20 protein-coding genes are annotated in these 25,003 nt (G+C 70.1%); 2 read left to right on the top strand and 18 right to left on the bottom strand.

The features are described from left to right. The first annotated feature begins 75 nt into the window (after window positions 1-75). On the top strand, window positions 76-1,200 hold the full coding sequence (locus ACIBNA_RS26490) for a mechanosensitive ion channel family protein (protein WP_399167612.1): 1,125 nt from the start codon (window positions 76-78) through the stop codon (window positions 1,198-1,200). Between the two features lie 52 nt (window positions 1,201-1,252). Here ACIBNA_RS26490 and ACIBNA_RS26495 read toward each other — a convergent pair whose 3' ends face one another. From ACIBNA_RS26495 to ACIBNA_RS26515, 5 genes are all read right to left on the bottom strand, one after another. Further along, window positions 1,253-2,839 carry a Na+/H+ antiporter gene (locus ACIBNA_RS26495; protein WP_399167614.1) on the bottom strand — a complete coding sequence of 529 codons (1,587 nt, stop codon included), beginning with the start codon at window positions 2,837-2,839 and terminating at the stop codon, window positions 1,253-1,255. Window positions 2,840-2,934: 95 nt separating this feature from the next. Then, window positions 2,935-3,417 (bottom strand): GNAT family N-acetyltransferase, encoded by a 483-nt coding sequence (locus tag ACIBNA_RS26500; RefSeq protein WP_399167615.1) that lies wholly within the window; start codon window positions 3,415-3,417, stop codon window positions 2,935-2,937. Beyond that, window positions 3,414-4,358, bottom strand: a complete 945-nt coding sequence (locus ACIBNA_RS26505; protein WP_399167616.1) for an RluA family pseudouridine synthase — start codon at window positions 4,356-4,358, stop codon at window positions 3,414-3,416. Before ACIBNA_RS26505 ends, ACIBNA_RS26500 begins: the two co-directional genes overlap by 4 nt. A 65-nt stretch (window positions 4,359-4,423) precedes the next feature. Continuing rightward, window positions 4,424-5,116 carry a signal peptidase II gene (gene lspA / locus ACIBNA_RS26510; RefSeq protein ID WP_399167618.1) on the bottom strand — a complete coding sequence of 231 codons (693 nt, stop codon included), beginning with the start codon at window positions 5,114-5,116 and terminating at the stop codon, window positions 4,424-4,426. Window positions 5,117-5,205: 89 nt separating this feature from the next. Then, window positions 5,206-6,576 carry a TraR/DksA family transcriptional regulator gene (locus tag ACIBNA_RS26515; protein WP_399167619.1) on the bottom strand — a complete coding sequence of 457 codons (1,371 nt, stop codon included), beginning with the start codon at window positions 6,574-6,576 and terminating at the stop codon, window positions 5,206-5,208. A gap of 625 nt (window positions 6,577-7,201) precedes the next feature. Between ACIBNA_RS26515 and ileS the strand changes: the two genes are divergently transcribed. Then, window positions 7,202-10,354: an isoleucine--tRNA ligase gene (gene ileS, locus ACIBNA_RS26520; protein WP_399167620.1), complete on the top strand. Its 3,153-nt coding sequence runs from the start codon at window positions 7,202-7,204 to the stop codon at window positions 10,352-10,354. Window positions 10,355-10,573: 219 nt separating this feature from the next. On the opposite strand, the gene ACIBNA_RS26525 is transcribed toward ileS, so the two are convergent. The 13 genes from ACIBNA_RS26525 to ACIBNA_RS26585 all read right to left on the bottom strand — a co-directional run bounded on the left by ACIBNA_RS26525 (window position 10,574) and on the right by ACIBNA_RS26585 (window position 24,898). After that, a complete protein-coding gene (locus tag ACIBNA_RS26525) occupies window positions 10,574-11,728 on the bottom strand; it encodes a DivIVA domain-containing protein (RefSeq protein ID WP_399167621.1) in 1,155 nt (384 codons plus the stop codon). Window positions 11,729-11,781: 53 nt separating this feature from the next. Further along, window positions 11,782-12,066, bottom strand: coding sequence for a YggT family protein (locus ACIBNA_RS26530; protein ID WP_007448661.1), 285 nt, complete (start codon window positions 12,064-12,066; stop codon window positions 11,782-11,784). Window positions 12,067-12,125: 59 nt separating this feature from the next. After that, window positions 12,126-12,767 (bottom strand): cell division protein SepF, encoded by a 642-nt coding sequence (locus ACIBNA_RS26535; RefSeq protein WP_010039366.1) that lies wholly within the window; start codon window positions 12,765-12,767, stop codon window positions 12,126-12,128. Between the two features lie 129 nt (window positions 12,768-12,896). Further along, window positions 12,897-13,616, bottom strand: coding sequence for a YggS family pyridoxal phosphate-dependent enzyme (locus tag ACIBNA_RS26540; RefSeq protein WP_399167622.1), 720 nt, complete (start codon window positions 13,614-13,616; stop codon window positions 12,897-12,899). Window positions 13,617-13,621: 5 nt separating this feature from the next. Further along, on the bottom strand, window positions 13,622-14,353 hold the full coding sequence (gene pgeF / locus ACIBNA_RS26545) for a peptidoglycan editing factor PgeF (protein WP_399167623.1): 732 nt from the start codon (window positions 14,351-14,353) through the stop codon (window positions 13,622-13,624). Between the two features lie 10 nt (window positions 14,354-14,363). Further along, the gene (ftsZ, locus tag ACIBNA_RS26550) at window positions 14,364-15,557 is read right to left on the bottom strand and encodes a cell division protein FtsZ (protein ID WP_086602703.1); all 1,194 of its coding nucleotides are present in this window, start codon (window positions 15,555-15,557) and stop codon (window positions 14,364-14,366) included. A 288-nt stretch (window positions 15,558-15,845) separates the two neighbouring features. Further along, the gene (locus tag ACIBNA_RS26555) at window positions 15,846-16,640 is read right to left on the bottom strand and encodes a cell division protein FtsQ/DivIB (RefSeq protein WP_399167624.1); all 795 of its coding nucleotides are present in this window, start codon (window positions 16,638-16,640) and stop codon (window positions 15,846-15,848) included. A 183-nt stretch (window positions 16,641-16,823) separates the two neighbouring features. Next, the gene (gene murG, locus ACIBNA_RS26560) at window positions 16,824-17,921 is read right to left on the bottom strand and encodes an undecaprenyldiphospho-muramoylpentapeptide beta-N-acetylglucosaminyltransferase (RefSeq protein ID WP_399167625.1); all 1,098 of its coding nucleotides are present in this window, start codon (window positions 17,919-17,921) and stop codon (window positions 16,824-16,826) included. 6 nt (window positions 17,922-17,927) lie between these two features. After that, entirely contained in the window at window positions 17,928-19,292 is a 1,365-nt protein-coding gene (gene ftsW / locus ACIBNA_RS26565) for a putative lipid II flippase FtsW (RefSeq protein ID WP_399167626.1), read from the bottom strand. Window positions 19,293-19,427: 135 nt separating this feature from the next. Beyond that, entirely contained in the window at window positions 19,428-20,870 is a 1,443-nt protein-coding gene (murD, locus tag ACIBNA_RS26570) for a UDP-N-acetylmuramoyl-L-alanine--D-glutamate ligase (protein ID WP_399167627.1), read from the bottom strand. After that, window positions 20,852-21,943 (bottom strand): phospho-N-acetylmuramoyl-pentapeptide-transferase, encoded by a 1,092-nt coding sequence (gene mraY, locus ACIBNA_RS26575; RefSeq protein WP_274822006.1) that lies wholly within the window; start codon window positions 21,941-21,943, stop codon window positions 20,852-20,854. The genes murD and mraY overlap by 19 nt, the downstream gene beginning before the upstream one ends. Continuing rightward, entirely contained in the window at window positions 21,943-23,349 is a 1,407-nt protein-coding gene (murF, locus tag ACIBNA_RS26580; RefSeq protein WP_274815644.1) for a UDP-N-acetylmuramoyl-tripeptide--D-alanyl-D-alanine ligase, read from the bottom strand. Before murF ends, mraY begins: the two co-directional genes overlap by 1 nt. Window positions 23,350-23,377: 28 nt before the next feature. Further along, window positions 23,378-24,898 carry a UDP-N-acetylmuramoyl-L-alanyl-D-glutamate--2,6-diaminopimelate ligase gene (locus tag ACIBNA_RS26585; protein ID WP_399167628.1) on the bottom strand — a complete coding sequence of 507 codons (1,521 nt, stop codon included), beginning with the start codon at window positions 24,896-24,898 and terminating at the stop codon, window positions 23,378-23,380. Window positions 24,899-25,003 lie beyond the last annotated feature (105 nt).

The following is a 25,003-nucleotide window of genomic DNA, read 5'->3' on the forward strand; positions in this document are numbered from 1 at the left end:
CCGGATCACGGCACTACCCACGACCGCGCCGAACTCACATGTTCATGCACCCCGGGAGCCGGTTAGGTTCGGGGCATGGAGAACCTGCTACGACCGCTGATCGTGGTCGGTGGCTCGGTCGTGCTCACGCTGGTGATCGGCTGGGCCACCGACTTCCTGCTGCGCAAGGCCGACGAACGGCACCACGAGACCCCGCTGTGGGGGCTGCTCCGCCGTGGCCGCATCCCCTACCAGCTCCTGCTGTGTGCGGCCCTGCTGCGAGGGTCGTACGACGAGGCGCAACTGCTGGAAAGCCGCGACGAGGGCATCGGCCGGGCGCTGACGCTTGTGCTGATCGGGTCGGCCGCCTGGCTGGTCATCCGGATCGCGGCGGCGATCGTCGAGACGTCGTACAGCCGGTACGCCAGCGCCCGGGCCCACCGCGACCCGGCCAGGGTCCGCCGGGTGCGCACCCAGGTGACGCTGATCATGCGGGTGGTGTCCGCGATCGTCGGCGTGGTGGCGGCGGCGAGCATGCTGCTGACGTTCCCGGCGTTCCGCGCGGCGGGTGCCTCGCTACTGGCCTCGGCCGGCATCCTCGGCATCGTCGCCGGTGTCGCCGCGCAGTCCACGCTGAGCAACATGTTCGCCGGGTTCCAGATCGCCTTCGGCGACATGGTGCGCATCGGGGACACCGTCGTCGTGGACGGCGAGTGGGGCACGGTCGAGGAGATCACGCTGACGTTCCTGACCGTGCGCACCTGGGACGAGCGGCGGATCACCATGCCGGTGTCGTACTTCACGTCCAAGCCGTTCGAGAACTGGTCGCGCGGCACGCCGCAGATGACCGGCACCGTCTTCTGGCACGTCGACCACACGGCCCCCGTGGACGCGATGCGCGAGAAGCTCCGCGACGTCCTGCGCGAGTGCCCGGCCTGGGACGGCCGTGCCTACGACCTGTCCGTCACGGACACCACCCCGAACACCATGCAGGTGCGGGCCCTGGTGACCGCCAAGGACGCGGACGACATCTGGACCGTGCGGGTCACCGTCCGCGAGCAGATGGTCCGCTGGCTGGCCGACGAGCACCCCTACGCCCTGCCCCGGGTCAACACGGCGGACGCGATCCTGCCGCCGTCCCAAAACGGCCACCGCCCGTCCCAGGACGGCGTCCCGCCCCAGCAGCGCCGCTTCCACGGCTCGACGAGGCCGGAGCGCTGACGAAAAAGGCAAGCAGCTCCGGACGGGCCCGCAGGCAGGGAAAGCCAAGAGCTCACCGCATGGACCGCACATCAAGGTGCCGCAGCACCCGGTCCACCACCTCCGGGTCCGCCCCCTGCTCGCTCCGCGCCGCCAGCACCTCGTGCCGCGCCGCGCTCAGCATCTCCTGCTGGATCCGCCGCACCCGCTTCAGCCGCCGAGCCCGCTCCTGATAGGCCTCCCGCCGCTCGTCCTCGGCCACCTCGGGACTGATCCGCACCGCGATGTCGAACGCCCGCCGCACCATCTGCTCGGACAACTCCTCCGGCAGTTCCTCGACTTCCTCGATCTCCCGGAGCCTGCGCTTCGCCGCCTTGGACGCCCGGATCGCCAGCGCCTTCGCGAACTCCTTCTCGACATCCGTGTCGGCCCGCACCCCCAGCGACCGCACCAGCCACGGCAACGTCAGCCCCTGCACCACCAACGTCGCCATGATCACCCCGAACGCGATGAAGATGATCTCGTCCCGGCTGGGGAACGGCGCCCCCGCATCGGTCTGAAGCGGAATGGCCAGCACCAGCGCGACCGAGGCCACCCCGCGCATCCCCGACCACCACATCACCACGGTCTCGCGCCAGCTCACCGGGATGTCCTCGTCGTAGTCCCGCCGCGCGTGCAGCCGCTTCGTCAGCCAGGTCGCCGGCAGCAGCCACAACAGCCGTACGAACACGACCACGCAGACGACCACCGCCGCCCACCCGAGCAACTCTCCCCAGCGGCCGGACGCCGTGTGGATCGCGTTGTGCAGCTCCAGCCCGACCAGCCCGAACGCGACGCCGGTGACGAGCGTGTCGACGATGTTCCAGAACGTGTGCCCGGCCAGCCGCGTCATGACGTCGTCGGCGTCGGCCCCGTACTCCGCGAGGAACAGCGCGGTGGTCAGCACGGCGAGCACTCCCGACCCGTGCAGTTCCTCGGCCATGACGTACGAGGCGTACGGCACCAGCAGGGTCAGCCCGATCTGCAGGGTCGCGTCCGAGAGCAGTTCCATCAGCTTGTTCGCGCCCCAGCCCAGCGCGAGGCCCACGGCCACCGCCACCACGCCCGACAGCAACAGATCGAGCCCGGCCTCCCAGGGTGAGAACGTCCCGCTGACGGCGGCGGCGATCGCCACGTGGTAGAGGACGATGGCCGTCACGTCGTTGAACAGCCCCTCGCCCTCCAGGATCGACACCAGCCGGCGCGGCAGCCCCAGTTGCCCGGCGACGGCGGTCGCCGCGACCGGGTCCGGCGGCGCGACCAGCGCGCCGAGCGCGAACGCCGCGGCCAGCGGCAGCCCCGGCACGATCGCGTTGGCAGCGGCCGCCACACAGGCCATGGTGACGAACACCAGCGCCACGGCCAGCAGGAAGATCGGCCTCTTGTTCGCCGCGAACTGCCGCCAGGACGTGCGCCGCACCGCGGCGTACAGCAGCGGCGGCAACAGCAGCGGCAGGATCAGGTCCGGCGGGATCTGGATGTTCGGTACGAAGTCGAGCAGCGCGAGGACTATGCCCAGGAGCGTCATCAGCACCGGCGCGGGCACACTGAACCGGTCCCCGACCGGGACGCTGATCACGGCCCCGAGCAGCAGCACGAACAGCAGGGCCAACTGATCCACGGTCAGCGCTCCGAAAGGTCAAACGTTCACACGACTGACCTCAAGCCTGCCACGCAACTCTCAGGACAAACCGTTTCGGCACCCTTCATGACGGGCTAAAGCGAACGCCGCATCGCCTGGTGCTCAATGCCCGCTTCCAAGTACTCCGGCCCGTACGCCTCGTAGCCGAGCCGCTCGTAGAAGCCCAGCGCGTGCGTCTGGGCGTGCAGGTCAACGGCCGCGAGACCACGCGCGCGTGCCGCGTCCTCGATGGCTCGCACCAGGGCGACGCCGACACCGAGCCCGCGCGCGTGGGCGGCCACGGCGAGCCGGCCGAGGGAGCCCACGGAGGAGTCGGCTCCGGTCTGCGCCACGGCCGCCTCCCCGAGCAGCAGCCGCCCGGTCCCGAGCGGCACGCCGTCCTCCCGGACCGCCAGCACATGGACGGCGCCCGGGTCGTACGCGTCGTACTCGATGTCCTCCGGCACGCCCTGCTCGCCGACGAACACCTCCTTGCGCACCGCGAAGCACGCCTCACGGTCGGCCGGGTCCTCGGCGACCCGCACCACGTACGACGGCGCCGGCGTCCCGCCGCTCATGCGTACGTCTCCTCCCGGACCTGGTCCAACGCCTTCTGGAGGTCCTCCGGGTACTCGCAGGAGAACTCCGCCCACTGCCCATCCCCGGGGTGCTCGAAGCCGAGCCGCACCGCGTGCAGCCACTGGCGGGTCAGATGGAGCCGCTTGGCGAGCGTCGGGTCGGCGCCGTACGTCAGGTCGCCGACGCAGGGGTGCCGGTGGGCGGCCATGTGGACGCGGATCTGGTGGGTGCGGCCGGTCTCCAGCTTCACGTCGAGCAGGGACGCGGCGCGGAAGGCCTCGATGAGGTCGTAGTGCGTCACGGACGGCTTGCCCTCGGCCGTGACCGCCCACTTGTAGTCGTGCTGCGGGTGCCGGCCGATGGGCGCGTCGATGGTGCCGCTGGTGGGGTCGGGGTGGCCCTGGACGAGCGTGTGGTACCGCTTGTCGACCGTGCGCTCCTTGAACTGTCGCTTCAGCGACGTGTACGCGTACTCCGACTTGGCGACGACCATCAGCCCGGACGTGCCGACGTCGAGCCGGTGCACGATGCCCTGGCGCTCCGCGGCCCCGGAGGTCGAGATCCGGTACCCGGCGGCGGCCAGGCCCCCGATCACGGTCGGGCCCATCCAGCCCGGCGACGGGTGCGCGGCCACGCCCACCGGCTTGACGATCACGACCACGTCATCGTCGTCGTGCACGATCTCCATGCCCTCGACCGGCTCGGCCACCACCTGCACCGGCGCGGGCGCCTGCGGCATCTCGACCTCCAGCCAGGCGCCGCCGTGCACGCGCTCCGACTTGCCGACCACCGATCCGTCGACCGTGACCTTCCCCGCGGCGGCGAGCTCGGCCGCCTTGGTCCGGGAGAAGCCGAACATGCGGGAGATGGCGGCGTCGACGCGCTCGCCCTCCAGTCCGTCGGGCACGGGCAGGGTACGGATCTCGGGAATCGTGCTCACCCGTCGAGTATGCCGGACGGGTGAGACAGCCCCGTACGGAGCCTGTGGACAAACCCCTCGCGGGCTCAGTCCTTGTGGACGGTCCCGTCAGGGTCGAGCCCCTTGAACGACAGCAGCACGATCAGGATGCCGCCGCACACGATCGCCGAGTCGGCCAGGTTGAAGACGGCGAAGTGCTTGGGTGCGATGAAGTCCACGACCGCGCCCTCGAAGACGCCCGGCGCCCGGAAGATCCGGTCGGTGAGGTTGCCCAGCGCACCGCCGAGCAGCAGGCCGAGCGCGATCGCCCAGGGCAGGCTGTAGAGCTTGCGGGCGAGCCGGGCGATCACCACGATCACCGCCGCCGCGATCATGGTGAAGATCACCGTGAAGGCCTCGCCGAAGCCGAAGGCCGCGCCCGCGTTGCGGATCGCCTCGAACTTCAGCCAGTCCCCGATGATCTCGATGGGCGGGTGGTGCTCCAGCTTGGCCACCACGATCATCTTGCTGATCAGGTCGAGGGCGTACGCGAACGTGGCGACCGCGAACAGGACCGCGATCCGGCGCCTGCCCCGGGTCCGCCCGGCCGCCGCCGGCTCGTCCGTGCCGGACGCCCCGGTGGCCGCCGCCTCGTCGGAGCCGGACCCGCCGACCGGGGCCCGGGTGCCCTCGGAGTCGGCGCGCTCGCCCGGCGCCGCGCCCTCGCCGGGCCGCTCCCGCCCGTTACCGGCCGCGTCCGGTGTGTCCGGCGTACCGATGATGCGCTCCGCCTCTGCCACGTGAGTCCCTCAACCTAGGTGCCTGACTGAGGACGAGGGTACGGCACACCCCGGGCGTCCCACGTGCTCAGGAGGCATTCGGCGGCCGGTCAGTACCGGCGCTCCTGCTTCTGCTTGCACTCCACGCACAGGGTGGCCCGCGGGAAGGCCTGCATGCGGGCCTTGCCGATGGGGTTGCCGCAGTTCTCGCACAGGCCGTAGGTACCTGCGTCGAGGCGTTCGAGGGCTCGCTCGGTCTGGACGAGCATCTCGCGCGCGTTGGCGGCCAGCGCCAGCTCGTGCTCGCGCGTGATGTTCTTGCTGCCGGTGTCCGCCTCGTCGTGGCCGGCGCCGTCCCCGGAGTCCCGCATCAGACCGGCGAGCGACCGCTCCGACGACTCGAGCTCCTCACGCAGCCGGGTCTCCTCGGACGTCAGCTCGGCACGCGCCTCCTCGACCTCCGCCTCCGTCCAGGGGTCCTCGCCCGGGCGTACCGCGAGCTCACCTGGCTCCGCCGCGGCCGCCCGTGCCTTCGGAACAGCGGTCTTGGCCGCCGTTGCCGTGCCAGGAGTCTTCTTCGCACCCACCGTCGTCGCTCCCGTCTGCTGGGCGGCCTCGGCCGCACCCGCCTTCTTGGCCGTGCTGCTCCCGGCCGTGTCCTGTGTGACCGCGCCGGTCCGGGCAGCGCCCTTCCCGACCGCGCCCTTCGTGGTGGTGCTCTCGCCTCCGGCGCGAACGCCCTCGGCTTCGACGCCCTTCTTCGCGACGCCGCCCTTGGCAGCCTTCGCCCTTCTGACAGCGGCCTTCTTTTCCGCCGTCTTCTTTTCCGCCGCCTCCTTGGCAGCCGCCCTCTTGGCTGCCGTCTCCTTGGCTGCCGTCTTCTCAGCCGGGGCCTTCTTGGCAGCCGCCTTCTTGGCCGGGGCTTTCTCGGCCGCGGCCTTCTTGGCTGCCGTCTCCTTGACCGCCGTCTCCTTGGCCCCCGTCTCTCTGGCCGCCACCTTGTCGGCTGCCGACTCTCTGGCCGCCGCCTTCTTCGCCGAGGCTTTCCCGGCCGTGGCCTTCTTGGCTGCCGTCTCCTCGACCGCCGCCTTCTTGGCCGGAGCCTTTCCCGCCGCCCCCTTCTTGGCCGCCGTCTTCCCGGCTGCCCCCTTCTTAGCCGGATCCTTGCCTGATCCCTTCTTAGCCGGATCCTCGGCCGCGGCCGACTTGGTCACCACTTTCTTGGCCACGACTTTCTCGGCCTTGGCCACCGCTTTCTCGGCCACGGCCTTGTTGGCCGTCACCTTCCTGACAGCCGCCCTCGTCTTCTTGACGGCCGCCTTCGTCCCCTCGGTCGCCTTCCCGGCCGCCCCCTTCGCCGCCCGCCCCGCCGAGCCCCCCTGCGTGGTCTTCTTCCCGCCCACGTCCTTGGCCGCACCGCCGGAGGCCTCCGCGGACCTGCCGGACGCCGGCTGCTGTACGGCGGTCTTCTTCGCCACCATGGCCGCGGCCCCTTCACATATTGTGATCTTGCTCGCGAATCGTGCTGGGACGATAAATCGACTTGAGTCCCGCGGCAACGGGGCACACCGCCCGATTCGCCCGCCTCGCGCACGCCGCGCGGCGAACCTGCATCCGTTGTGCCCAGCTCCCCGCCCGGTAATCCGCCGAGCCGGACGTCCCAGGATCCGAACACCTATACCTCGCTATTCGGGTCATCAAACCCATACGTCACCCACAATGGCGTCCCTGACGTCTCCCCGTCCCCGAGCGCCCCGGAAAAGCGGTCGGCCGCTGTCCGCGCGGCGCCGTACACTGGGCGGAGCGAAAAGCGTGGATGGGGACGAGTAGCGGCGTACGCAGCCCAGAGCGACCCGGGGACGGTGGAAGCCCGGGGGCGAGCGCGACGTGAAGATCACCCCGGAGCCGCCGGAAGAAAACCGCAGCCGAGCGCCGTGGCCAGTAGAACCGGCATCGCGACCCCAATGAGGGGGCTCACCGGCGCACACCCCGCACCGGAGGGCCAAGGAGGGTGGTACCGCGGGAGCGCGCCGAAGGCGGCGCAGGCAGACGTAGCTCTCGTCCCTCCGGACGGAAGGCAGCAAGTCCGCCGGAGGAAGCCCGCTGATGACAACGCCGACGTACCGCCAGGTGCCCGCCCAGGTCGACCTGCCCGCCCTCGAGCACGCCGTGCTCGACTTCTGGCGCGAGCAGAAGATCTTCGCCAAGAGCCTGGAGCAGTCCGAGGGCCGCCCCGAGTGGGTGTTCTACGAGGGCCCGCCCACCGCCAACGGCATGCCCGGCGCCCACCACATCGAGGCGCGCGTCTTCAAGGACGTCTTCCCCCGCTTTCGCACCATGCGCGGCTACCACGTCGCCCGCAAGGCCGGCTGGGACTGCCACGGCCTCCCGGTGGAGCTCGCCGTGGAGAAGGAGCTCGGCTTCTCCGGCAAGCAGGACATCGAGGCGTACGGCATCGCCGAGTTCAACGCGAAGTGCCGCGAGTCGGTGACCCGGCACACGGACGCCTTCGAAGAGCTCACGACCCGCATGGGCTATTGGACCGACCTCACCGAGCCCTACCGCACCATGGACCCCGAGTACATCGAGTCGGTCTGGTGGTCGCTCAAGGAGATCTTCAACAAGGGCCTGCTGGTCCAGGACCACCGCGTCGCCCCCTGGTGCCCCCGCTGCGGCACGGGCCTGTCGGACCACGAGCTGGCGCAGGGCTACGAGACTGTCGTCGACCCGTCGGTCTTCGTCCGCTTCCCGCTCACCTCCGGCCCGCTGGCCGGCGAGGCCGCGCTCCTGGTGTGGACGACCACGCCCTGGACGCTGGTCTCCAACACGGCGGTCGCCGCGCACCCCGAGGTGACCTACGTCGTCGCGACCGACGGCGAGGAGAAGCTGGTCGTTGCCGAGCCGCTCGTCGCCAAGGCCCTCGGCGAGGGCTGGGAGACCACCGGCCGGACCTTCACGGGCGCCGAGATGGAACGCTGGGCGTACCAGCGCCCGTTCGAGCTCGTCGACTTCCCGGAGACCGAGGGCGGCACGCACTACGTAGTGAACGCCGAGTACGTCACGACCGAGGACGGTACGGGTCTGGTCCACCAGTCCCCCGCCTTCGGTGAGGACGACCTCAAGGTCTGCCGCGCGTACGGCCTGCCGGTCGTGAACCCGGTCCGCCCGGACGGCACCTTCGAGGAGGACGTCCCCCTCATCGGCGGCGTCTTCTTCAAGAAGGCGGACGAGAAGCTCACCGAGGACCTCCAGCAGCGCGGCCTGCTCTTCAAGCACATCCCGTACGAGCACAGCTACCCGCACTGCTGGCGCTGCCACACCGCGCTCCTCTACTACGCCCAGCCCTCCTGGTACATCCGCACCACGGCGATCAAGGACCGCCTCCTCGCGGAGAACGAGAACACCAACTGGTTCCCGGACACGGTCAAGAACGGCCGGTACGGCGACTGGCTGAACAACAACATCGACTGGGCGCTGTCCCGCAACCGCTACTGGGGCACCCCGCTGCCGATCTGGCACTGCGAGGACGACCACCTCACCTGCGTCGGCTCCCGCACCGAGCTGACCGAGCTGACCGGCACCGACCAGTCGGGCCTGGACCCGCACCGCCCGTTCATCGACGAGGTCACCTTCGCCTGCCCGCAGGACGGCTGCGGAAAGCCGACCACGCGCGTGCCCGAGGTCATCGACGCCTGGTACGACTCGGGTTCGATGCCGTTCGCGCAGTGGGGCTACCCGTACAAGAACAAGGAGATCTTCGAGGCCCGTTACCCGGCGCAGTTCATCTGCGAGGCCATCGACCAGACCCGCGGCTGGTTCTACACGCTGATGGCGGTCGGCACCCTGGTCTTCGACAAGTCGTCGTACGAGAACGTGGTCTGCCTGGGCCACATCCTCGCCGAGGACGGCCGCAAGATGTCCAAGCACCTGGGCAACACCCTGGAGCCGATCCCGCTCATGGACCGGCACGGCGCGGACGCGGTCCGCTGGTTCATGGCGGCCGGCGGCTCCCCCTGGGCGGCCCGCCGCGTGGGCCACGGCACCATCCAGGAGGTCGTCCGCAAGACGCTCCTGACGTACTGGAACACGGTCGCCTTCCAGGCCCTGTATGCCCGTACGTCCGGCTGGGCCCCGTCCGAGGCCGACCCGGCCCCGGCCGACCGCCCGGTCCTGGACCGCTGGCTGCTGTCCGAACTGCACGCGCTCACCGACCAGGTCACCCAGGCCCTCGACGCCTACGACACCCAGCGCGCCGGCAAGCTGCTGTCCGCGTTCGTCGACGACCTGTCGAACTGGTACGTGCGCCGCTCCCGCCGCCGCTTCTGGCAGGGCGACAAGGCGGCGCTGCGCACGCTGCACGAGGTCGTCGAGACGGTGACGCAGCTGATGGCCCCGCTGACCCCGTTCATCACCGAGCGGGTGTGGCAGGACCTGATCGTTCCGGTCACCCCGGGTGCCCTGGAGTCGGTCCACCTGTCGACCTGGCCGGAGGCGGACCTCACCGCCATCGACCCGGAGCTGTCGAAGCAGATGGTCCTGGTGCGCCGACTGGTGGAGCTGGGCCGTGCCACGCGCGCGGAGTCGGGCGTCAAGACCCGTCAGCCGCTGTCCCGCGCCCTGATCGCGGCGACGGGCTTCGACGCGCTGGACTCCGAACTGCGCACGCAGATCACGGAGGAGCTGAACGTCGAGTCCCTGGCGACGCTGAGCGAGGTCGGCGGCTCCCTGGTCGACACCACCGCGAAGGCCAACTTCCGCGCGCTGGGCAAGCGGTTCGGCAAGCGCGTCCAGGACGTCGCCAAGGCCGTCGCGAACGCTGACGCGGCCGCGCTGTCCCTGGCCCTGCGCGAGGGCACGGCGTCGGTGGAGGTCGACGGCGAGACCATCGCGCTCGCTCCCGATGAGGTGATCATCACGGAGACGCCGCGCGAGGGCTGGTCGGTGGCGTCCGACGCGGGTGCGACGGTCGCCCTGGACCTGGAGATCACGGAGGAGCTCCGCCGTGCGGGCCTGGCCCGTGACGCGATCCGACTGATCCAGGAGGCCCGCAAGAACAGCGGCCTCGACGTGGCCGACCGCATCGCACTGCGCTGGACGGCCACGGACCCGGCGACGGTCGCGGCCCTCACCGACCACGCCGGCCTGATCGCCGACGAGGTCCTGGCGACGGACTTCGCCCAGGGCGACGCGGACGACAGCTACGGGAGCCCGTTCACGGACGAGGGCCTGGCGCTGACGTTCCGCCTGCGCAAGGCGTAACCCACAGGGCGTAACCACAGACCGAAGGCCCGGACCCGCCAAAGATCTTGGTGGGTCCGGGCCTTCGGCGTTGCGTACGCACGAACACGGTTGCGTACGCACGAACGCGGTTGCTGTGCGCACGAACGCGTGCGGCAAAAGGGCGGGGCCCCGGGTTCAACCCGGGGCCCCGCCCTGAACGCTGCCGACGTCCACGCCGTACTACTGGCCATCAGGCCGTCAGTTGTCATCCTCGTCGATCAGGAAGCCCCGCATGGGCGAGGGCGCCTGACCCATTGGCGACGGGCCCTGCGGACGCACCGGCGCCATCGGCTGGGTCATCGCCGGGGACATCTGCTGCTGACCGCCGTAGGACGGACCGGACTGCGAGGGGCCGCCGCCCATCGCCTGGTTGCCACCGCCGTACGACGGGGCACTCGCGCCGGCCGGTGCCATGGAAGGCGCCGGGGACGGCGGGAGGGAGGCGGCCGCCGGAGTACGCGGCGGGGCCAGCGAGTCGTCGGCCTGGGTCTCCAGCTGACGCAGCTGCGACTCCAGGTACGACTTCAGGCGCGTGCGGTACTCGCGTTCGAAGCCGCGCAGGTCCTCGACCTTGCGCTCCAGCGTGGCGCGGGCGGACTCCAGGGAGCCCATCGCGACGCGGTGCTTCTCCTGCGCGTCCCGCTCCAGGGCATCGGCCTTGGCACGGGCGTCACGCTCCAGACCCTCGGCACGCGAACGCGCCTCGCCGACGATCTTGTTGGCTTCGGAACGGGCCTCGGCGATCGCCTGGTCGGCGGTCTGCTGGGCCAGCGAGAGGACACGGGCGGCGCTGTCGCCACCGGGGCCTCCTTGACCGGGGCCGCCCATCGGACCGCCCATGGGGCCGCCCATCGGACCACCCATCTGCTGCTGCATAGGGGGCTGACCCATCGGGCCGGGACCGCCCGGACCCTGGCCCATCGGGCCGGGACCCTGCGGGCCACCCTGACCGCCGGGACCGGCGGGCAGCTGCGGGGCACCGCTCGGCAGCTGGGGCGGACCACCCATGGGGCCACCCATCTGCTGCTGCGGCGGGCCCGATATGCCGGCGGGTACGGGACCACCAGGACCGCGCATGCCCTGCTGCTGCTGTTGCTGCTGTTGTTGCTGCTGCTGCTGCTGCTGCTGCTGATCCTGCTGCTCCGGAGGCTTGCGCATGTTCTGCTGGTTCTGGGCAGCAGCACGCGTCGCCGCGGCCAGCTTGGCGCGCAGGTCCTCGTTCTCGCGGAGCAATCGGGTCAGTTCGGCTTCGACCTCGTCGAGGAAGGCATCGACCTCGTCCTCGTCATAGCCTTCTCGGAGGCGGACGGTCGTGAACTGCTTGTTCCGCACGTCCTCGGGGGTCAACGGCATCTCTTCACCTCAACGTAGTCGTCGGCATTCGGCAAGACCGTAGTTCACATCGCTCACAGCCGGCTCACGATCGAGATCAGGATGTAGACGATGATCATCAGCACGAAGAAGGACAGGTCGAGCGCCACGCCCCCGAGACGCAGCGGCGGAATGAACCGCCGCAGAAGCTTGAGCGGTGGATCCGTGACAGTGTAGGTGGCCTCCAGAACGACCACCATCGCCTTGCCTGGTTGCCATGAGCGGGCGAACTGGAAGACGTAGTCCATGACCAACCGGAAGATGAGCACGATGAGGAAGCACATCAGCGCGATGTAGACGACATCCAGTACCACGCTCATGACCTCTTGCTTCCCTCTCCCCTGTGCCCTGCTGTTACTGCTGCTTCCGGTGTTACGTCTCAGCTCTGGTTGAAGAACCCGCCCTCTGCGATGCGGGCCTTGTCCTCCGCCGTGACATCGACGTTAGCAGGCGACAACAGGAACACCTTCTGCGTCACCCGCTCGATACTGCCGTGAAGACCAAACACCAAACCGGCCGCAAAGTCGACAAGTCGCTTCGCATCTGTGTCATCCATCTCAGTCAGATTCATGATCACCGGGGTGCCCTCACGGAAGTGTTCCCCGATGGTACGGGCCTCGTTGTAGGTCCGTGGGTGGAGCGTGGTGATCCGGTAAGGCTCTCGTTCGGACACGACCTTGGGCATGATCACCGGTGCGTTCTTCTCCAGACTTGCGCGTTCTTGTGTGATGGATGCCACGGGCGCGATGCGCGCCGGGCGGCCGGATTCCGCGGGTAGCGAAGCGGAACGGGCGGCCGGTTCACGAGGTGCGGACGGCTGTACGACTCGTACCTCTTCGTCCCTTTGGGGCTGATGTGAGCCGTGCGGCTGGTGGGACGGCTCGTGCCGTCGGTGGTCCCGCTCGGGCTCCGGGTCCAGTTCGGGTTCGAAGTCGTCGTCGGGGTCGAATCCGCGGCCGTCGTACCCATCGTCCTCCACGAGGCCGAGGTAGACCGCCATCTTGCGCATCGCGCCGGCCATGCTCTGAGTCCTCCGCTCTGTGGTGGATCGGCTGACGACTGCCAAGTGCCCGCGATCCACGAGGTCCTTGAATCCGCCTATCGGCGGCAATGACCATATTTTCTGCTGTGGTCCGACTTCCTGGCGACGTTACCCGAGCCTGGGGCGGACTCCGAGTACCGCGCTACCGACGCGCACATGTGTCGCTCCGGCCGCCACGGCCTGTTCGAGGTCCGCACTCATCCCTGCCGAGACCATGGTGGCAGCCGGATGACTCCGGCGCAGGTCGGTCGACAAATCCATCAACCGCCCGAACGCCGCCTGTTCGCGTCCCGCGTACTCCCCGGTGAGCGGCGCGACGGTCATCAGTCCGGCGAGCCGCAGTCCCGGTGCCTCGGCGACGCGGTCGGCCAACTCTTCGATTCCCGCGGGCGCCACGCCTCCCCGCTCGCCCCGCGCGCTCTCGCCGGCGTCGAGTGCGACCTGGATGAGACACCCGAGCTCGCGTCCGGCGCGGACGGCCTCCTTCGACAGAGCTGTGACGAGCTTGGAACGATCGACGGACTGCACGAAGTCCGCGTAACCGACCACGGATCGCACCTTGTTGGTCTGAAGTTGACCGACAAAATGCCAAGTAAGGGGCAGATCCGAGCAATCGGCGGCCTTCGGTGCCGCATCCTGGTCGCGGTTCTCGGCGACGTGCCGCACACCGAGTTCCGAGAGGATCCGCACATCGGTCGCGGGATAGGTCTTGGTGACCACGATCAGGGTCACCTCTTCGCGCCCCCGCCCGGCGGCCGCGCACGCATCGGCGACGCGCCGTTCCACCTTCGCCAGATTCGCGGCGAGTTCGTCCTTGCGGTCCGTCATGCCCATCAGTCCAGCCACACATAACCCGCGAGCCGACCGGTGGTGCGGTCGCGGCGGTACGAGAAGTGATCGTCCGACTCCAGCGTGCACACCGGCGACTGCGCCCGGTCACACACCCCGAGCCGTTCCAGTTGTGCGTGCACTCCGGCGCTCACGTCGACCGCCGGTGTGCCCCAACTCGTCTCGGCGTACGCCGCCGGCTCGATGGCGGACACCTCGGCGCGCATCGCCTCGGGCACTTCGTAACACCGGCCGCAGACGGTGGGTCCGGTGCGGGCGACGATCCGGGAGGGCTCGGCGCCCAGGTCCGTCATCGCGCGTAGCGCGGCCGGGACGACTCCGGCGATCATGCCGGGGCGGCCCGCGTGGGCCGCGGCGGCGATCCCGGCGACGGGGTCGGCGAGCAGCACCGGCACGCAGTCGGCGGTGAGCACCGCGAGGGCGAGCCCGCGCCGCGTCGTGACGATCGCGTCGACCGACGGAATATCGGTCGAAGATCCCCACGGCCCGTCCACCACCGCCACGTCGGCCCCGTGCACCTGGTTCATCCAGACCATCCGGTCCGGCTCGACGCCCAGGGACTTGGCGGCCAGTTGGCGGTTGGTGCGTACGGCGTCGGGGTCGTCACCGACCGCCCCGCCGAGATTGAGCTCTTCATACGGAGCGGCGCTCACCCCGCCCCACCGGTCGGTGAAGGCGAAGTGGGCGCCGCTCACGCTTTCGCGCTGTGCTATCACGTCAGAAGGATCACTTGAGGAAGTCCGGTACGTCCAGTTCCTCGGCCGCGCTGTCCGAGTAGGTCCGCGGCGCCGGCGGGACCGGCGGGGCGACCGGGATGTCGTTGACCGGCTCCGGAGCGGGCTCCGGGTCCTCCTTCGGGGTCACGCTGCCGAGCGAACCGAAGGACGGGCGTGACTCGGTCTGCCGTGCCGGGGCCGGCTCCTCGCGCTTGACCGAGGACGAGCCGAGGACGTTGTCCCGCTTGGAGGGCGGCTGGCCACCGTCGAAGCCGGCCGCGATCACGGTGACCCGGACCTCGTCGCCCAGGGCGTCGTCGATCACCGCACCGAAGATGATGTTGGCCTCGGGGTGGGCGGCCTCGCTCACCAGCTGGGCGGCCTCGTTGATCTCGAACAGACCGAGGTCCGAGCCACCGGAGATGGAGAGCAGCACACCGCGGGCGCCGTCGATGGACGCCTCCAGCAGCGGCGAGGAGATCGCCATCTCGGCGGCGGCCACCGCGCGGTCGTCGCCGCGGGCCGAGCCGATGCCCATCAGGGCCGAGCCTGCCTCGGACATGACCGACTTGACGTCGGCGAAGTCGAGGTTGATGAGGCCCGGGGTGGTGATGAGGTCGGTGATGCCCTGGACACCGGAGAGCAGGACCTGGTCGGCCGACTTGAAGGCGTCCAGCACCGAGACCTGGCGGTCCGAGATGGACAGCAGCCGGTCGTTCGGGATGACGATCAGGGTGTCGACCTCTTCGCGGAGCTCGGCGATGCCGTCCTCCGCCTGGTTCGCGCGGCGCCGTCCCTCGAAGGTGAACGGGCGCGTCACCACACCGATGGTGAGGGCACCGAGCGAGCGGGCGATGTTGGCCACGACGGGTGCGCCGCCGGTGCCGGTGCCGCCGCCTTCACCGGCTGTCACGAAGACCATGTCGGCCCCCTTGAGGACCTCCTCGATCTCCTCGCGGTGGTCCTCGGCGGCCTTGCGGCCCACGGCCGGGTTGGCTCCGGCGCCGAGTCCGCGGGTGAGTTCACGGCCGACGTCCAGCTTGACGTCGGCGTCGCTCATCAACAGAGCTTGCGCGTCGGTGTTGATGGCGATGAACTCGACGCCCTTGAGACCGACCTCGATCATCCGGTTGATGGCATTGACACCACCGCCGCCGACACCGATGACTTTGATGACTGCGAGGTAGTTCTGCGGTGCTGCCACGTCGAAGGCCTCTCGCCTCGAGTTACGTGTCGCCGAATCACCGTGGCGCGCTGCGCCCCGCGACCCGACGACTGATGCCGAATGGGACGGTCCGTATCGCCGACCCGAACCCTAACCTTGAAGTTTAGGGTTACCAGTGTGTCTGTTCCTTGGAGTCTTCTGAACAGGACACTAAGTCGACAAGTGGCGCACGTTCAACGAACACGCCGAACCTCCCGTTTTTCTTTTCACCCTATGTGATCAGCCGTAGCACTGCCCAACCAGGGTGCTGGCCTGCGCGGATGTGCGTCAACTCCCTGATGACGCAGGCGCGGTGGGAACACTCACGTCGAAGTACCGCGCACCGGGCGAGGCTTTCATCAGGGCGGTGAGCGTACGGGCCTTCGCGGCACCCTGCTCGCTGCTCCCCCAGACGACCGTACGGCCGTCCCGCAACTCCAGCGAGATGTCGTCGTAGGAACGGACCTTGACGGTTCGTGTGTCGCGTGCGACGGCGGCCGGGACGGCACGGGCGACGCCGACCGCCTCGCGCACCAGCCGGGACTCGCCGAAGCGGCGCAGGCTGGCGGCGGCGGAGCTGGACCGGGAGAGCGTCAATTCCAGTGCGGGCACGCCTTTCGGCGCCTTGGAAACCGTGGCGAAACGGACACCCTCATCGTCCACTTCGACGAACTTTCCGCCCTTTTGCACAATCAGAACCGGAGTCCGCTCGACCACTTTCAGGTCGATTCCAGTGGGCCAGGAACGGGCCACGTCAACCGAGTCAATTCGGGGCAATTTCTGACGCAGTCGCGTCTCGATCGCATCGATGTCGACGGAAATCAGCGGTTTCCCGAGGGGGACGTCGGCGGCCGCCTCGACCTGAGCCGGCGTCAGGACCCGTGTCCCCGACACGGAGACCTGCTCGGCGCGCAGCCAGTCGGAACCGTAGAACAGCCACACCGTCGGAATGCCGAGGAACACCAGGACGAGACCCAGGATGACGATCGCGCGAAGCCGGGCCCGCCTCGACCGCAGGAGAGGCGGCGGGCCGGACGACTCCTGCTGGCGTTCACCGCGCTCGGCGGTGGTCGATCCGGCCACGCTCCCCTGCCTTCCGTCATACGTCCCAGGCCCTGTCTTTCGGATCATCCCGGGTGAGCGGGGTCTGGCACGCACATCTGCCGCGTTGTCGTCGGTCGCCTTGCAACCGCACGCACCAGACCCCGCTCACCCGCGTTTACCAGGCGCCGTATCTCGGAGTCGGGCTGATCCGAAAGACAGGGCCTAGCGGTGTGCGCGAGCGGCGGCGATCGCCTCGTACACCATGCCGACGAGTAGGTCGTCGGCGTCCCGGCGGCCGAACTCGGCGGCGGCGCGGGACATCTGGTACAGCCGGTGCGGGTCGGCGAGCACGGGCAGGACGTTCTGCTGGACCCACTCGGGGGTCAGCTCCGCGTCGTCGACCAGCAGACCGCCGCCGGCCTTGACCACCGGCTGGGCATTGAGCCGCTGTTCGCCGTTGCCGATGGGCAGCGGGACGTAGGCGGCCGGGAGCCCGACGGCGGAGAGCTCGGCGACGGTCATCGCGCCCGCGCGGCACAGCATCATGTCGGCCGCGGCGTACGCGAGGTCCATCCGGTCCAGGTAACTTACCGGGATGTAGGGGGGCATTCCCGGCATCTGCTGGACGCGCGGCAGTTCGTTCTTCGGTCCGACCGCGTGCAGGATCTGGATTCCGGCCTGCTGGAGCCAGGGCGCGACCGTCTGCACGACCTCGTTCAGCCGACGGGCGCCCTGGGAGCCGCCGGAGACCAGCAGCGTGGGCAGGTTCGGGTCGAGCCCGAACGCGGCACGGGCCTCGGGGCGCATGGCGGCCCGGTCCAGGGTGGCGATGGCGCGGCGCAGCGGGATGCCGATGTAGCGGGCGCCCCGCAGCTTGCTGTCCGGGGTGGAGACGGCGACCTGGCTGGCGTACCGCGAGCCGATCTTGTTGGCCAGGCCCGGGCGGGCGTTGGCCTCGTGGATGACGATCGGCACGCCCAGGCGCTTGGCCGCGAGGTAGCCGGGCAGGGCGACGTAGCCGCCGAAGCCGACCACGGCGTCGGCCTTGGTGCGCTCCAGGATCTGCTCGGTCGCCTTGATGGTGCCGCGCAGCCGGCCCGGGACGGTGATCAGCTCGGGGGTGGGCTTGCGTGGCAGCGGTACGGCGGGGATCAGCGCGAGTTCGTACCCGCGCTCGGGTACGAGACGGGTCTCGAGGCCGCGCTCCGTGCCCAGGGCCGTGATGCCCACGGTCGGATCCTGCCTGCGCAGGGCATCCGCGAGGGCGAGCGCGGGCTCGATGTGGCCCGCGGTTCCTCCGCCGGCGAGTACGACATGCACCGAAATTCACCGCTCTCCGGACGAGCGCGCCGCCGAGGCGCGCCGTCGCATCGTGTTCCATCTCCGGGGACTCCGACCGGAACCGGTTCCCCCAGTCCCCCGCTTTCTACCAAAGCGGGGTTGCCGCATCGCAAGCGCTGCCCGCGCAGCGGGCTCGTCTCGCGCGAAGGCGATCAGCAGCCCGATGGCGAACATGGTCGGCAGCAGGGCGGATCCCCCGTAGGAGAACAGCGGGAGGGGGACGCCGGCGATCGGCAGCAGACCGAGCACCGCACCGATGTTGATCACGGCCTGGGCCGTGATCCAGGTGGTCACGCCTCCCGCGGCATACCTCACGAAGGGGTCCTCCGTGCGTCCGGCCACGCGGATACCCGCATAGCCTAGAGCCGCGAAGAGGGCGAGTACCGACAGTGTCCCCGCCAGGCCCAGTTCCTCACCGGTGACGGCGAAGATGAAGTCGGTGTGGGCTTCGGGGAGTTGACCCCATTTCTCCACGCTCGCACCCAGCCCGGAGCCGAAAATTCCGCCGGAGGCGAGGGCATAGATGCCGTGCACGGCCTGCCAGCAGTCGACAGGTCCCGACTGGGGTTCGGTGGCGCCGAGGCACTGCAGGCGCGCCATGCGGTTCGGACTGGTCTTGATGAGGATCAGGCCGAGTACGGCGGCGATCGACAGCACTCCGGCGAACAGGCGCGTGGGCGCGCCGGCCAGCCAGAGCAGGCCGAACAGGATGGCCGTGAGGATGATCGCGGTGCCCATGTCGCCACCGATCATGATCAGACCAAGCAGCATGAAGGCGGCCGGGACCAGCGGGACGAGCATGTGCTTCCACTGGGTCAGCAGCCTCTTGTCCTGCTTGCGGGCGAGGAGGTCGGCGCCCCACAGCACGAGGGCGAGCTTGCCGAACTCGCTGGGCTGGATCTGGAAGGAGCCGCCGAGCGCGATCCAGTTCTGGTTGCCGTTGACCGACACTCCTATCCCGGGGACCTGCACCAGGGTCATGAGGAAGACGGCGCCGGCGAGGATCGGATAGGCCAGGGCCCGGTGCAGCTTCACCGGCATCCGCGAGGCGGCGAACAGCAGCCCGGCGCCGAGTACGGCTGCGAGCAGCTGCTTGCGGAAGAAGTACGAGCCCGGCAGCGACATCTGCAGCGCGGTGATCTGGGAGGCCGAGTAGACCATGACCAGGCCCAGCACGGTGATCAGCGCACTGCCGCCGAAGATGAGGTAGTAGGCGGTCAGCGGCCGGTCCCAGCCCCTGCGCGCACGGGTGTAGAAGGCCAGGACGCCGTTCTCTCGGGCGAGCCGGGGCGCGGCGGGGCGCTTGGGAGTGCGGGGGACCGGAGGCCGTCCGGCGCGGCTGGTGGGCATCGCCGTTCACCCCGCCATGCCGGAGGGGAACGTTCCGCAGCGAACGCTCCCCGGCCGCTCGGGCACCAGCCACATCCGTGTCACACGTCCCTCCCAGATACTCCCGGCACCGCCGCCGGGCGAGGCGGACCCGGGTCAGCCGTCGACGGAGCCGAGCTCGCGAACGGCGTCCGCGAAAGCGTCCCCGCGCTTGTTGTAGTTGGCGAACATGTCCATGGAGGCGCAGGCCGGAGCCAGCAGTACCGTGTCACCGGCGTGAGCGAGCCGCCGCGCCTCCCGGACCGCCGCGCGCATCGCCCCAGTGTCGGTCCGGTCCAGGTCGACGACCGGTACTTCCGGGGCGTGTCGCGCCAGGGCTTCGCGGATCAGCGCGCGGTCCGCGCCGATCAGCACGACCCCGCGCAGCCGCGGCGCCGACTTGGCGACCAGCTCGTCGAAGGTCGCGCCCTTCGCGAGCCCGCCCGCGATCCACACGATCGACTCGAAGGCGGCCAACGAGGCTTGTGCGGCGTGGGTGTTGGTGGCCTTGGAGTCGTCGACGTAGGCGACCCCGTCCACGTCGGCCACGTGCGCGATGCGGTGGGCGTCCGGGGTGAACGCCCGCAGGCCGTCCCGTACGGCCTTGGCGGGCACGCCGTACGCCCGCGCGAGGGCCGCCGCCGCGAGGGCGTTGGCGATGTTGTGCGGGGCCGGCGGGTTGACGTCGGCGACCTCGGCGAGCTCCTGGGCGTTCTTCTGCCGGTTCTCGACGAAGGCGCGGTCGACCAGGATGCCCTCCACGACGCCGAGTTGAGAGGGCCCCGGGGTGCCGAGGGTGAAGCCGATGGCCCGGCACCCCTCCTCGACGTCGGCCTCGCGGACCAGGTCCTCGGTGGCCTTGTCGGCGGCGTTGTAGACGCAGGCGACGCGGTTGCCCTCGTAGATACGGCCCTTGTCGGCGGCGTACGCCTCCATGGAGCCGTGCCAGTCGAGGTGGTCGGGGGCGAGGTTGAGCACGGCGGCCGAGTGGGCGCGCAGGGACGGCGCCCAGTGGAGCTGGTAGCTGGACAGCTCCACGGCCAGCACGTCGTACCGCTTCTCGCCGAGGACCGCGTCCAGCAGGGAGACGCCGATGTTGCCGACGGCGGCCGTGCGCAGGCCCGCCGCCGTCAGGATCGAGGCGAGCATCTGGACGGTGGTGGTCTTGCCGTTGGTGCCCGTGACGGCGAGCCACGGGGCCGCGTCGGGACCGCGCAGGCGCCAGGCCAGCTCGACGTCGCCCCAGACGGGGACGCCCGCCTTCGCCGCCGCCGCGAACAGCGGCTTGTCCGGCTTCCAGCCGGGCGCGGTGACGATCAGCTCGGTGCCCTCGGGCAGGGTGTCGCCGTCACCGAGGCGCACGGTGATGCCGAGCGCCTCCAGTTCGGCGGCCTGCGCCTGCGCGCGCTCGTCGGCGCCGTCGTTGACGGCCGTGACGATCGCGCCGAGGCCGTGCAGCACCTTGGCCGCCGGGACGCCGGAGACGCCGAGCCCGGCGACGGTGACGTGCTTGCCCTTGAGCTCCGAAGACACCGAGGTGGTCACTTGTCCGCTGCCCATCCTGCATAGAAGAGGCCCAGTCCGACGATCACACAAATGCCCTGAATGATCCAGAAGCGGACCACGACGAGCACTTCGGACCAGCCCTTGAGTTCGAAGTGGTGCTGGAGTGGCGCCATCCGGAAGACGCGCTTCCCGGTGAGGCGGAAGGAGCCGACCTGGATCACCACGGACATGGTGATCAGGACGAAGAGGCCGCCGAGGATGGCGAGCAGCAGTTCGGTGCGGGAGCAGATCGCGAGGCCGGCGAGCACACCGCCGAGCGCGAGCGAACCGGTGTCACCCATGAAGATCTTGGCCGGCGAGGTGTTCCACCACAGGAAGCCCAGGCAGGCGCCCATCAGCGCGGAGGCGACCACCGCGAGGTCGAGGGGATCACGCACCTCGTAGCAGGCGCCCGGGTTGGTCAGCGTCTGCGCGTTGGCGCAGGACTCCTGGAACTGCCAGACGCCGATGAAGGTGTAGGCGCCGAAGACGAGCACCGAGGCGCCGGTGGCCAGACCGTCCAGACCGTCGGTGAGGTTCACGCCGTTCGACATCGCGAGGATCATGAACAGCGCCCAGACGACGAACAGCACGGGGCCGATCGTCCAGCCGAAGTCCGTGATGAACGACAGCTTCGTGGAGGCCGGGGTGTTGCCGCGGTTGTCCGCGAACTGCAGCGAGAGCACCGCGAAGGCGATGCCGACGATCAGCTGGCCGGCCATCTTCGCCTTGGCCCGCAGACCCAGCGAACGCCGCTTGACGATCTTGATGTAGTCGTCGAGGAAGCCGACCAGGCCCATGCCGACCATCAGGCCGAGCACCAGCAGACCCGAGAAGGTCGGCGCCGCGTCGGCCTCCGGGTCCAGATAGCCCGTGATCACCTTGGCCAGGAAGTACGCGGCGACCGTCGCCAGGATGAAGGCGATACCGCCCATGGTCGGCGTACCGCGCTTGCTGGCGTGCTCGCGCGGGCCGTCGTCGCGGATGTACTGGCCGTAGCCCTTGCGCGCGAGCAGCTTGATCAGCAGCGGGGTGCCGACCAGGGTCAGGAAGAGACCAATGACTCCTGCGAACAGGATCTGCTTCATCATCGGGCGGAAACCTCACCCTCGGCACCGGACTCGAGCAGCGCCTGGGCCACGCTCTCGAGGCCGACCGAACGGGACGCCTTCACGAGTACGACGTCCCCCGGGCGCAACTCGCTGCGCAACAGGTCGACCGCCGCCTGTGCGTCGGACACGTGCACCGACTCCTCACCCCACGAACCCTCGTTATATGCGCCCAGTTGCAGCCAGGCGGCTTCCCTGCCACCGACCGCGACGAGCTTGCTGACGTTGAGCCGGACGGCGAGCCGTCCGACCGCGTCGTGCTCGGCGAGAGCCTCGTCCCCGAGCTCGGCCATCTTGCCGAGCACCGCCCACGTCCGCCGCCCCTTGCCGATCGCCGCGAGCGCGCGCAGAGCGGCTCGCATGGACTCGGGGTTCGCGTTGTAGGCGTCGTTGACGACCGTCACGCCGTCCGGGCGCTCGGTGACCTCCATCCGCCAGCGGGAGAGGGAGCCCGCCTCGGAGAGCGCGACGGCGATCTCGTCTGCGGACATGCCCAACTCGTGGGCGACGGCGGCCGCGGCGAGCGCGTTCGACACGTGGTGCTCACCGTACAGGCGCATGGTCACATCGCTTGCACCGGAGGGTGTGTGAAGCCTGAACGCGGGCTGTCCCGTGTCCGTGAGTCGCACGTTCTCGGCGGACACGTCCGCTTCGTCGGACTCTCCGAAAAGGATCACCTTCGCCTTCGTACGGGTGGCCATGGCCCGTACGTAGGGATCGTCCGCGTTGAGGACGGCGGTCCCGTCCTCCGGGAGGGCCTCGACGAGTTCGCCCTTGGCCTGTGCGATCTGCTCACGGCCGCCGAACTCGCCGATGTGGGCGCTGCCGACGTTGAGGACGAGGCCGATCTTCGGGGGCGTCAGACCGGCGAGGTAGCGGATGTGGCCGATGCCGCGGGCGCCCATCTCCAGGACCAGGAACCGGGTCTCCTCGGTGGCGCTGAGCGCGGTCAGCGGCAGCCCGATCTCGTTGTTGAGCGAGCCGGGCGTGAACACCGTCGGCGCCTTGCGCTGGAGCACCTGTGCGATGAGGTCCTTGGTGCTGGTCTTGCCCGCCGAGCCGGTGAGGGCGACGAGCGTGGCGCCGAGACGTCGTACGACGTGCCGCGCGAGGGCGCCGAGGGCGGTCTGGACGTCGTCCACGACGATCGCGGGCACGCCGACGGGCCGGGTGCCGAGCACGGCCACCGCTCCCGCCTCGACGACCGCGGCCGCGAAGTCGTGGCCGTCCACGCGCTCGCCGGCGAAGGCGGCGAACAGGCTGCCCGGCCCCGCCTCGCGGGAGTCCCGGACGACCGGGCCGGTGACCTGGACGGTCGGATCCGGTATGTCGTGCGTCTGCCCGCCGACGACTTCTGCGATCTCGGCGAGGGAGAGGGCGATCACAAGTTCATCCCCTGGATCATGCGGGATTTCATCCCTGGGTCTTCTGAATGGCTTCGCGAAGCACTTGGCGGTCGTCGAAGGGACGGACCACCCCGGCGATGTCCTGGCCCTGCTCGTGGCCCTTGCCCGCGACCAGCACGGTGTCACCGGGCTCGGCGCGGGCCACGGCGGCGGCGATCGCGGCTGCCCGGTCCTCGAAGACCGCCACTTCGCCGCGCTCGTGCGCGGGCACGGAGGCCGCGCCCTGGAGCATCGTGGCGAGGATCGCGAGGGGGTCCTCGCCACGGGGGTTGTCGGAGGTCAGTACGGCGGTGTCGGCGAGCCGGGCCGCGGCGGCGCCCATGGGCTCGCGCTTGGTCTTGTCCCGGTCGCCACCGCAGCCGAGGACGATGTGCAGCTTGCCCTCGGTGACCTTGCGCAGGGCCCGCAGGACGGACTCGACGGCGTCGGTCTTGTGGGCGTAGTCGACGACCGCGAGGTAGGGCTGTCCGGCGTCCACGCGCTCCAGACGGCCCGGCACGCCGGGTACGGCGGCGACACCGTCGGCGGCGGCCTGCGGGTCGAGGCCGGCGACGGCGAGGGCGACGATCGCGGCGAGGGTGTTGGCCACGTTGAAGGGGCCCGGCAGCGGTGACTTTGCGCTGATCCGCTCGCCCTTGGGCCCGATGACGGTGAAGGTCGAGTCCAGCCGGCCGATCTCGACGTCCTCGGCGCGCCAGTCGGCGTCGGGGTGGCCCTCGGCGGAGTAGGTGACGACCGGGACCGTGGCCTCCTTGGCCAGCCGGCGGCCGTACTCGTCGTCGACGTTGACCACGCCGAGGTTGCCGCGTTTCGGCGTGAACAGCTGCGCCTTGGCCCGGAAGTAGTCCTCCATGTCGGAGTGGAACTCCATGTGTTCCGGGCTGAGGTTGGTGAAGACGCCGATGTCGAAGACGCAGCCGTCGACGCGGCCGAGGACCAGGGCGTGGCTGGAGACCTCCATGGCGACCGCCTCGACGCCACGTTCGCGCATGACGGCGAAGAGGGCCTGCAGGTCGGTGGCCTCGGGGGTGGTGCGCTCGGACTTGATGCGCTCGTCGCCGATGCGCATCTCGACCGTGCCGATCAGGCCGGTGGACCTGACGGTCTTCAGGCCGCCCTCGACGAGGTAGGCGGTGGTGGTCTTGCCGGAGGTACCGGTGATGCCGATCTGGAGCAGGTCCCGGCCGGGGTGGCCGTAGATCGTGGCGGCCAGCTCTCCCATCCGCCCGCGGGGGTCGTCGACGACCAGGACCGGAAGTCCGCACGCCACGGCGCGCTCGGCGCCGGTGGGGTCGGTCAGCACGGCGGCCGCGCCGAGGCTCGCGGCCTGGTCGGCGAAGTCGGCGCCGTGCAGACGGGCGCCCGGGAGGGCGGCGTACAGGTCGCCGGAGCGCACGGCGCGCGAGTCGTGGGTGATGCCCGTGACGTCGGCGGCGCCCCGCGGCGCGGGAGCACCCAGCTGGTCGGCCAGTTCCGCGAGGGGTGTGGCGGAGACCTGCGCCGGCCTGGGCGGCCCGGGGTATGTCACGGGATGGCCCTTCTGGGTGGTTTGGGACTGATCAGCGTGTGGCACGGCGGTGAGCGTACCGGGCGTACCCGCCTCCGGGCGAAGTGAGGGGCGGGGGCTGCTCTG

Source organism: Streptomyces sp. NPDC050164, from assembly GCF_044459945.1.
Classification (GTDB): domain Bacteria; phylum Actinomycetota; class Actinomycetes; order Streptomycetales; family Streptomycetaceae; genus Streptomyces; species Streptomyces coeruleorubidus_A.

What these genes read in the sequence shown, in the direction of transcription:
- ACIBNA_RS26490 (WP_399167612.1), top strand. Translation starts at nt 76, where the DNA reads ATGGAGAACCTGCTACGACCGCTGATCGTGGTCGGTGGCTCGGTCGTG.
- ACIBNA_RS26500 (WP_399167615.1), bottom strand. Translation starts at nt 3,417, where the DNA reads ATGAGCGGCGGGACGCCGGCGCCGTCGTACGTGGTGCGGGTCGCCGAG.
- ACIBNA_RS26515 (WP_399167619.1), bottom strand. Translation starts at nt 6,576, where the DNA reads ATGGTGGCGAAGAAGACCGCCGTACAGCAGCCGGCGTCCGGCAGGTCC.
- ileS (WP_399167620.1), top strand. Translation starts at nt 7,202, where the DNA reads ATGACAACGCCGACGTACCGCCAGGTGCCCGCCCAGGTCGACCTGCCC.
- ACIBNA_RS26525 (WP_399167621.1), bottom strand. Translation starts at nt 11,728, where the DNA reads ATGCCGTTGACCCCCGAGGACGTGCGGAACAAGCAGTTCACGACCGTC.
- ACIBNA_RS26530 (WP_007448661.1), bottom strand. Translation starts at nt 12,066, where the DNA reads ATGAGCGTGGTACTGGATGTCGTCTACATCGCGCTGATGTGCTTCCTC.
- ACIBNA_RS26535 (WP_010039366.1), bottom strand. Translation starts at nt 12,767, where the DNA reads ATGGCCGGCGCGATGCGCAAGATGGCGGTCTACCTCGGCCTCGTGGAG.
- ACIBNA_RS26540 (WP_399167622.1), bottom strand. Translation starts at nt 13,616, where the DNA reads ATGACGGACCGCAAGGACGAACTCGCCGCGAATCTGGCGAAGGTGGAA.
- ftsW (WP_399167626.1), bottom strand. Translation starts at nt 19,292, where the DNA reads ATGCCCACCAGCCGCGCCGGACGGCCTCCGGTCCCCCGCACTCCCAAG.
- murD (WP_399167627.1), bottom strand. Translation starts at nt 20,870, where the DNA reads ATGGGCAGCGGACAAGTGACCACCTCGGTGTCTTCGGAGCTCAAGGGC.
- mraY (WP_274822006.1), bottom strand. Translation starts at nt 21,943, where the DNA reads ATGAAGCAGATCCTGTTCGCAGGAGTCATTGGTCTCTTCCTGACCCTG.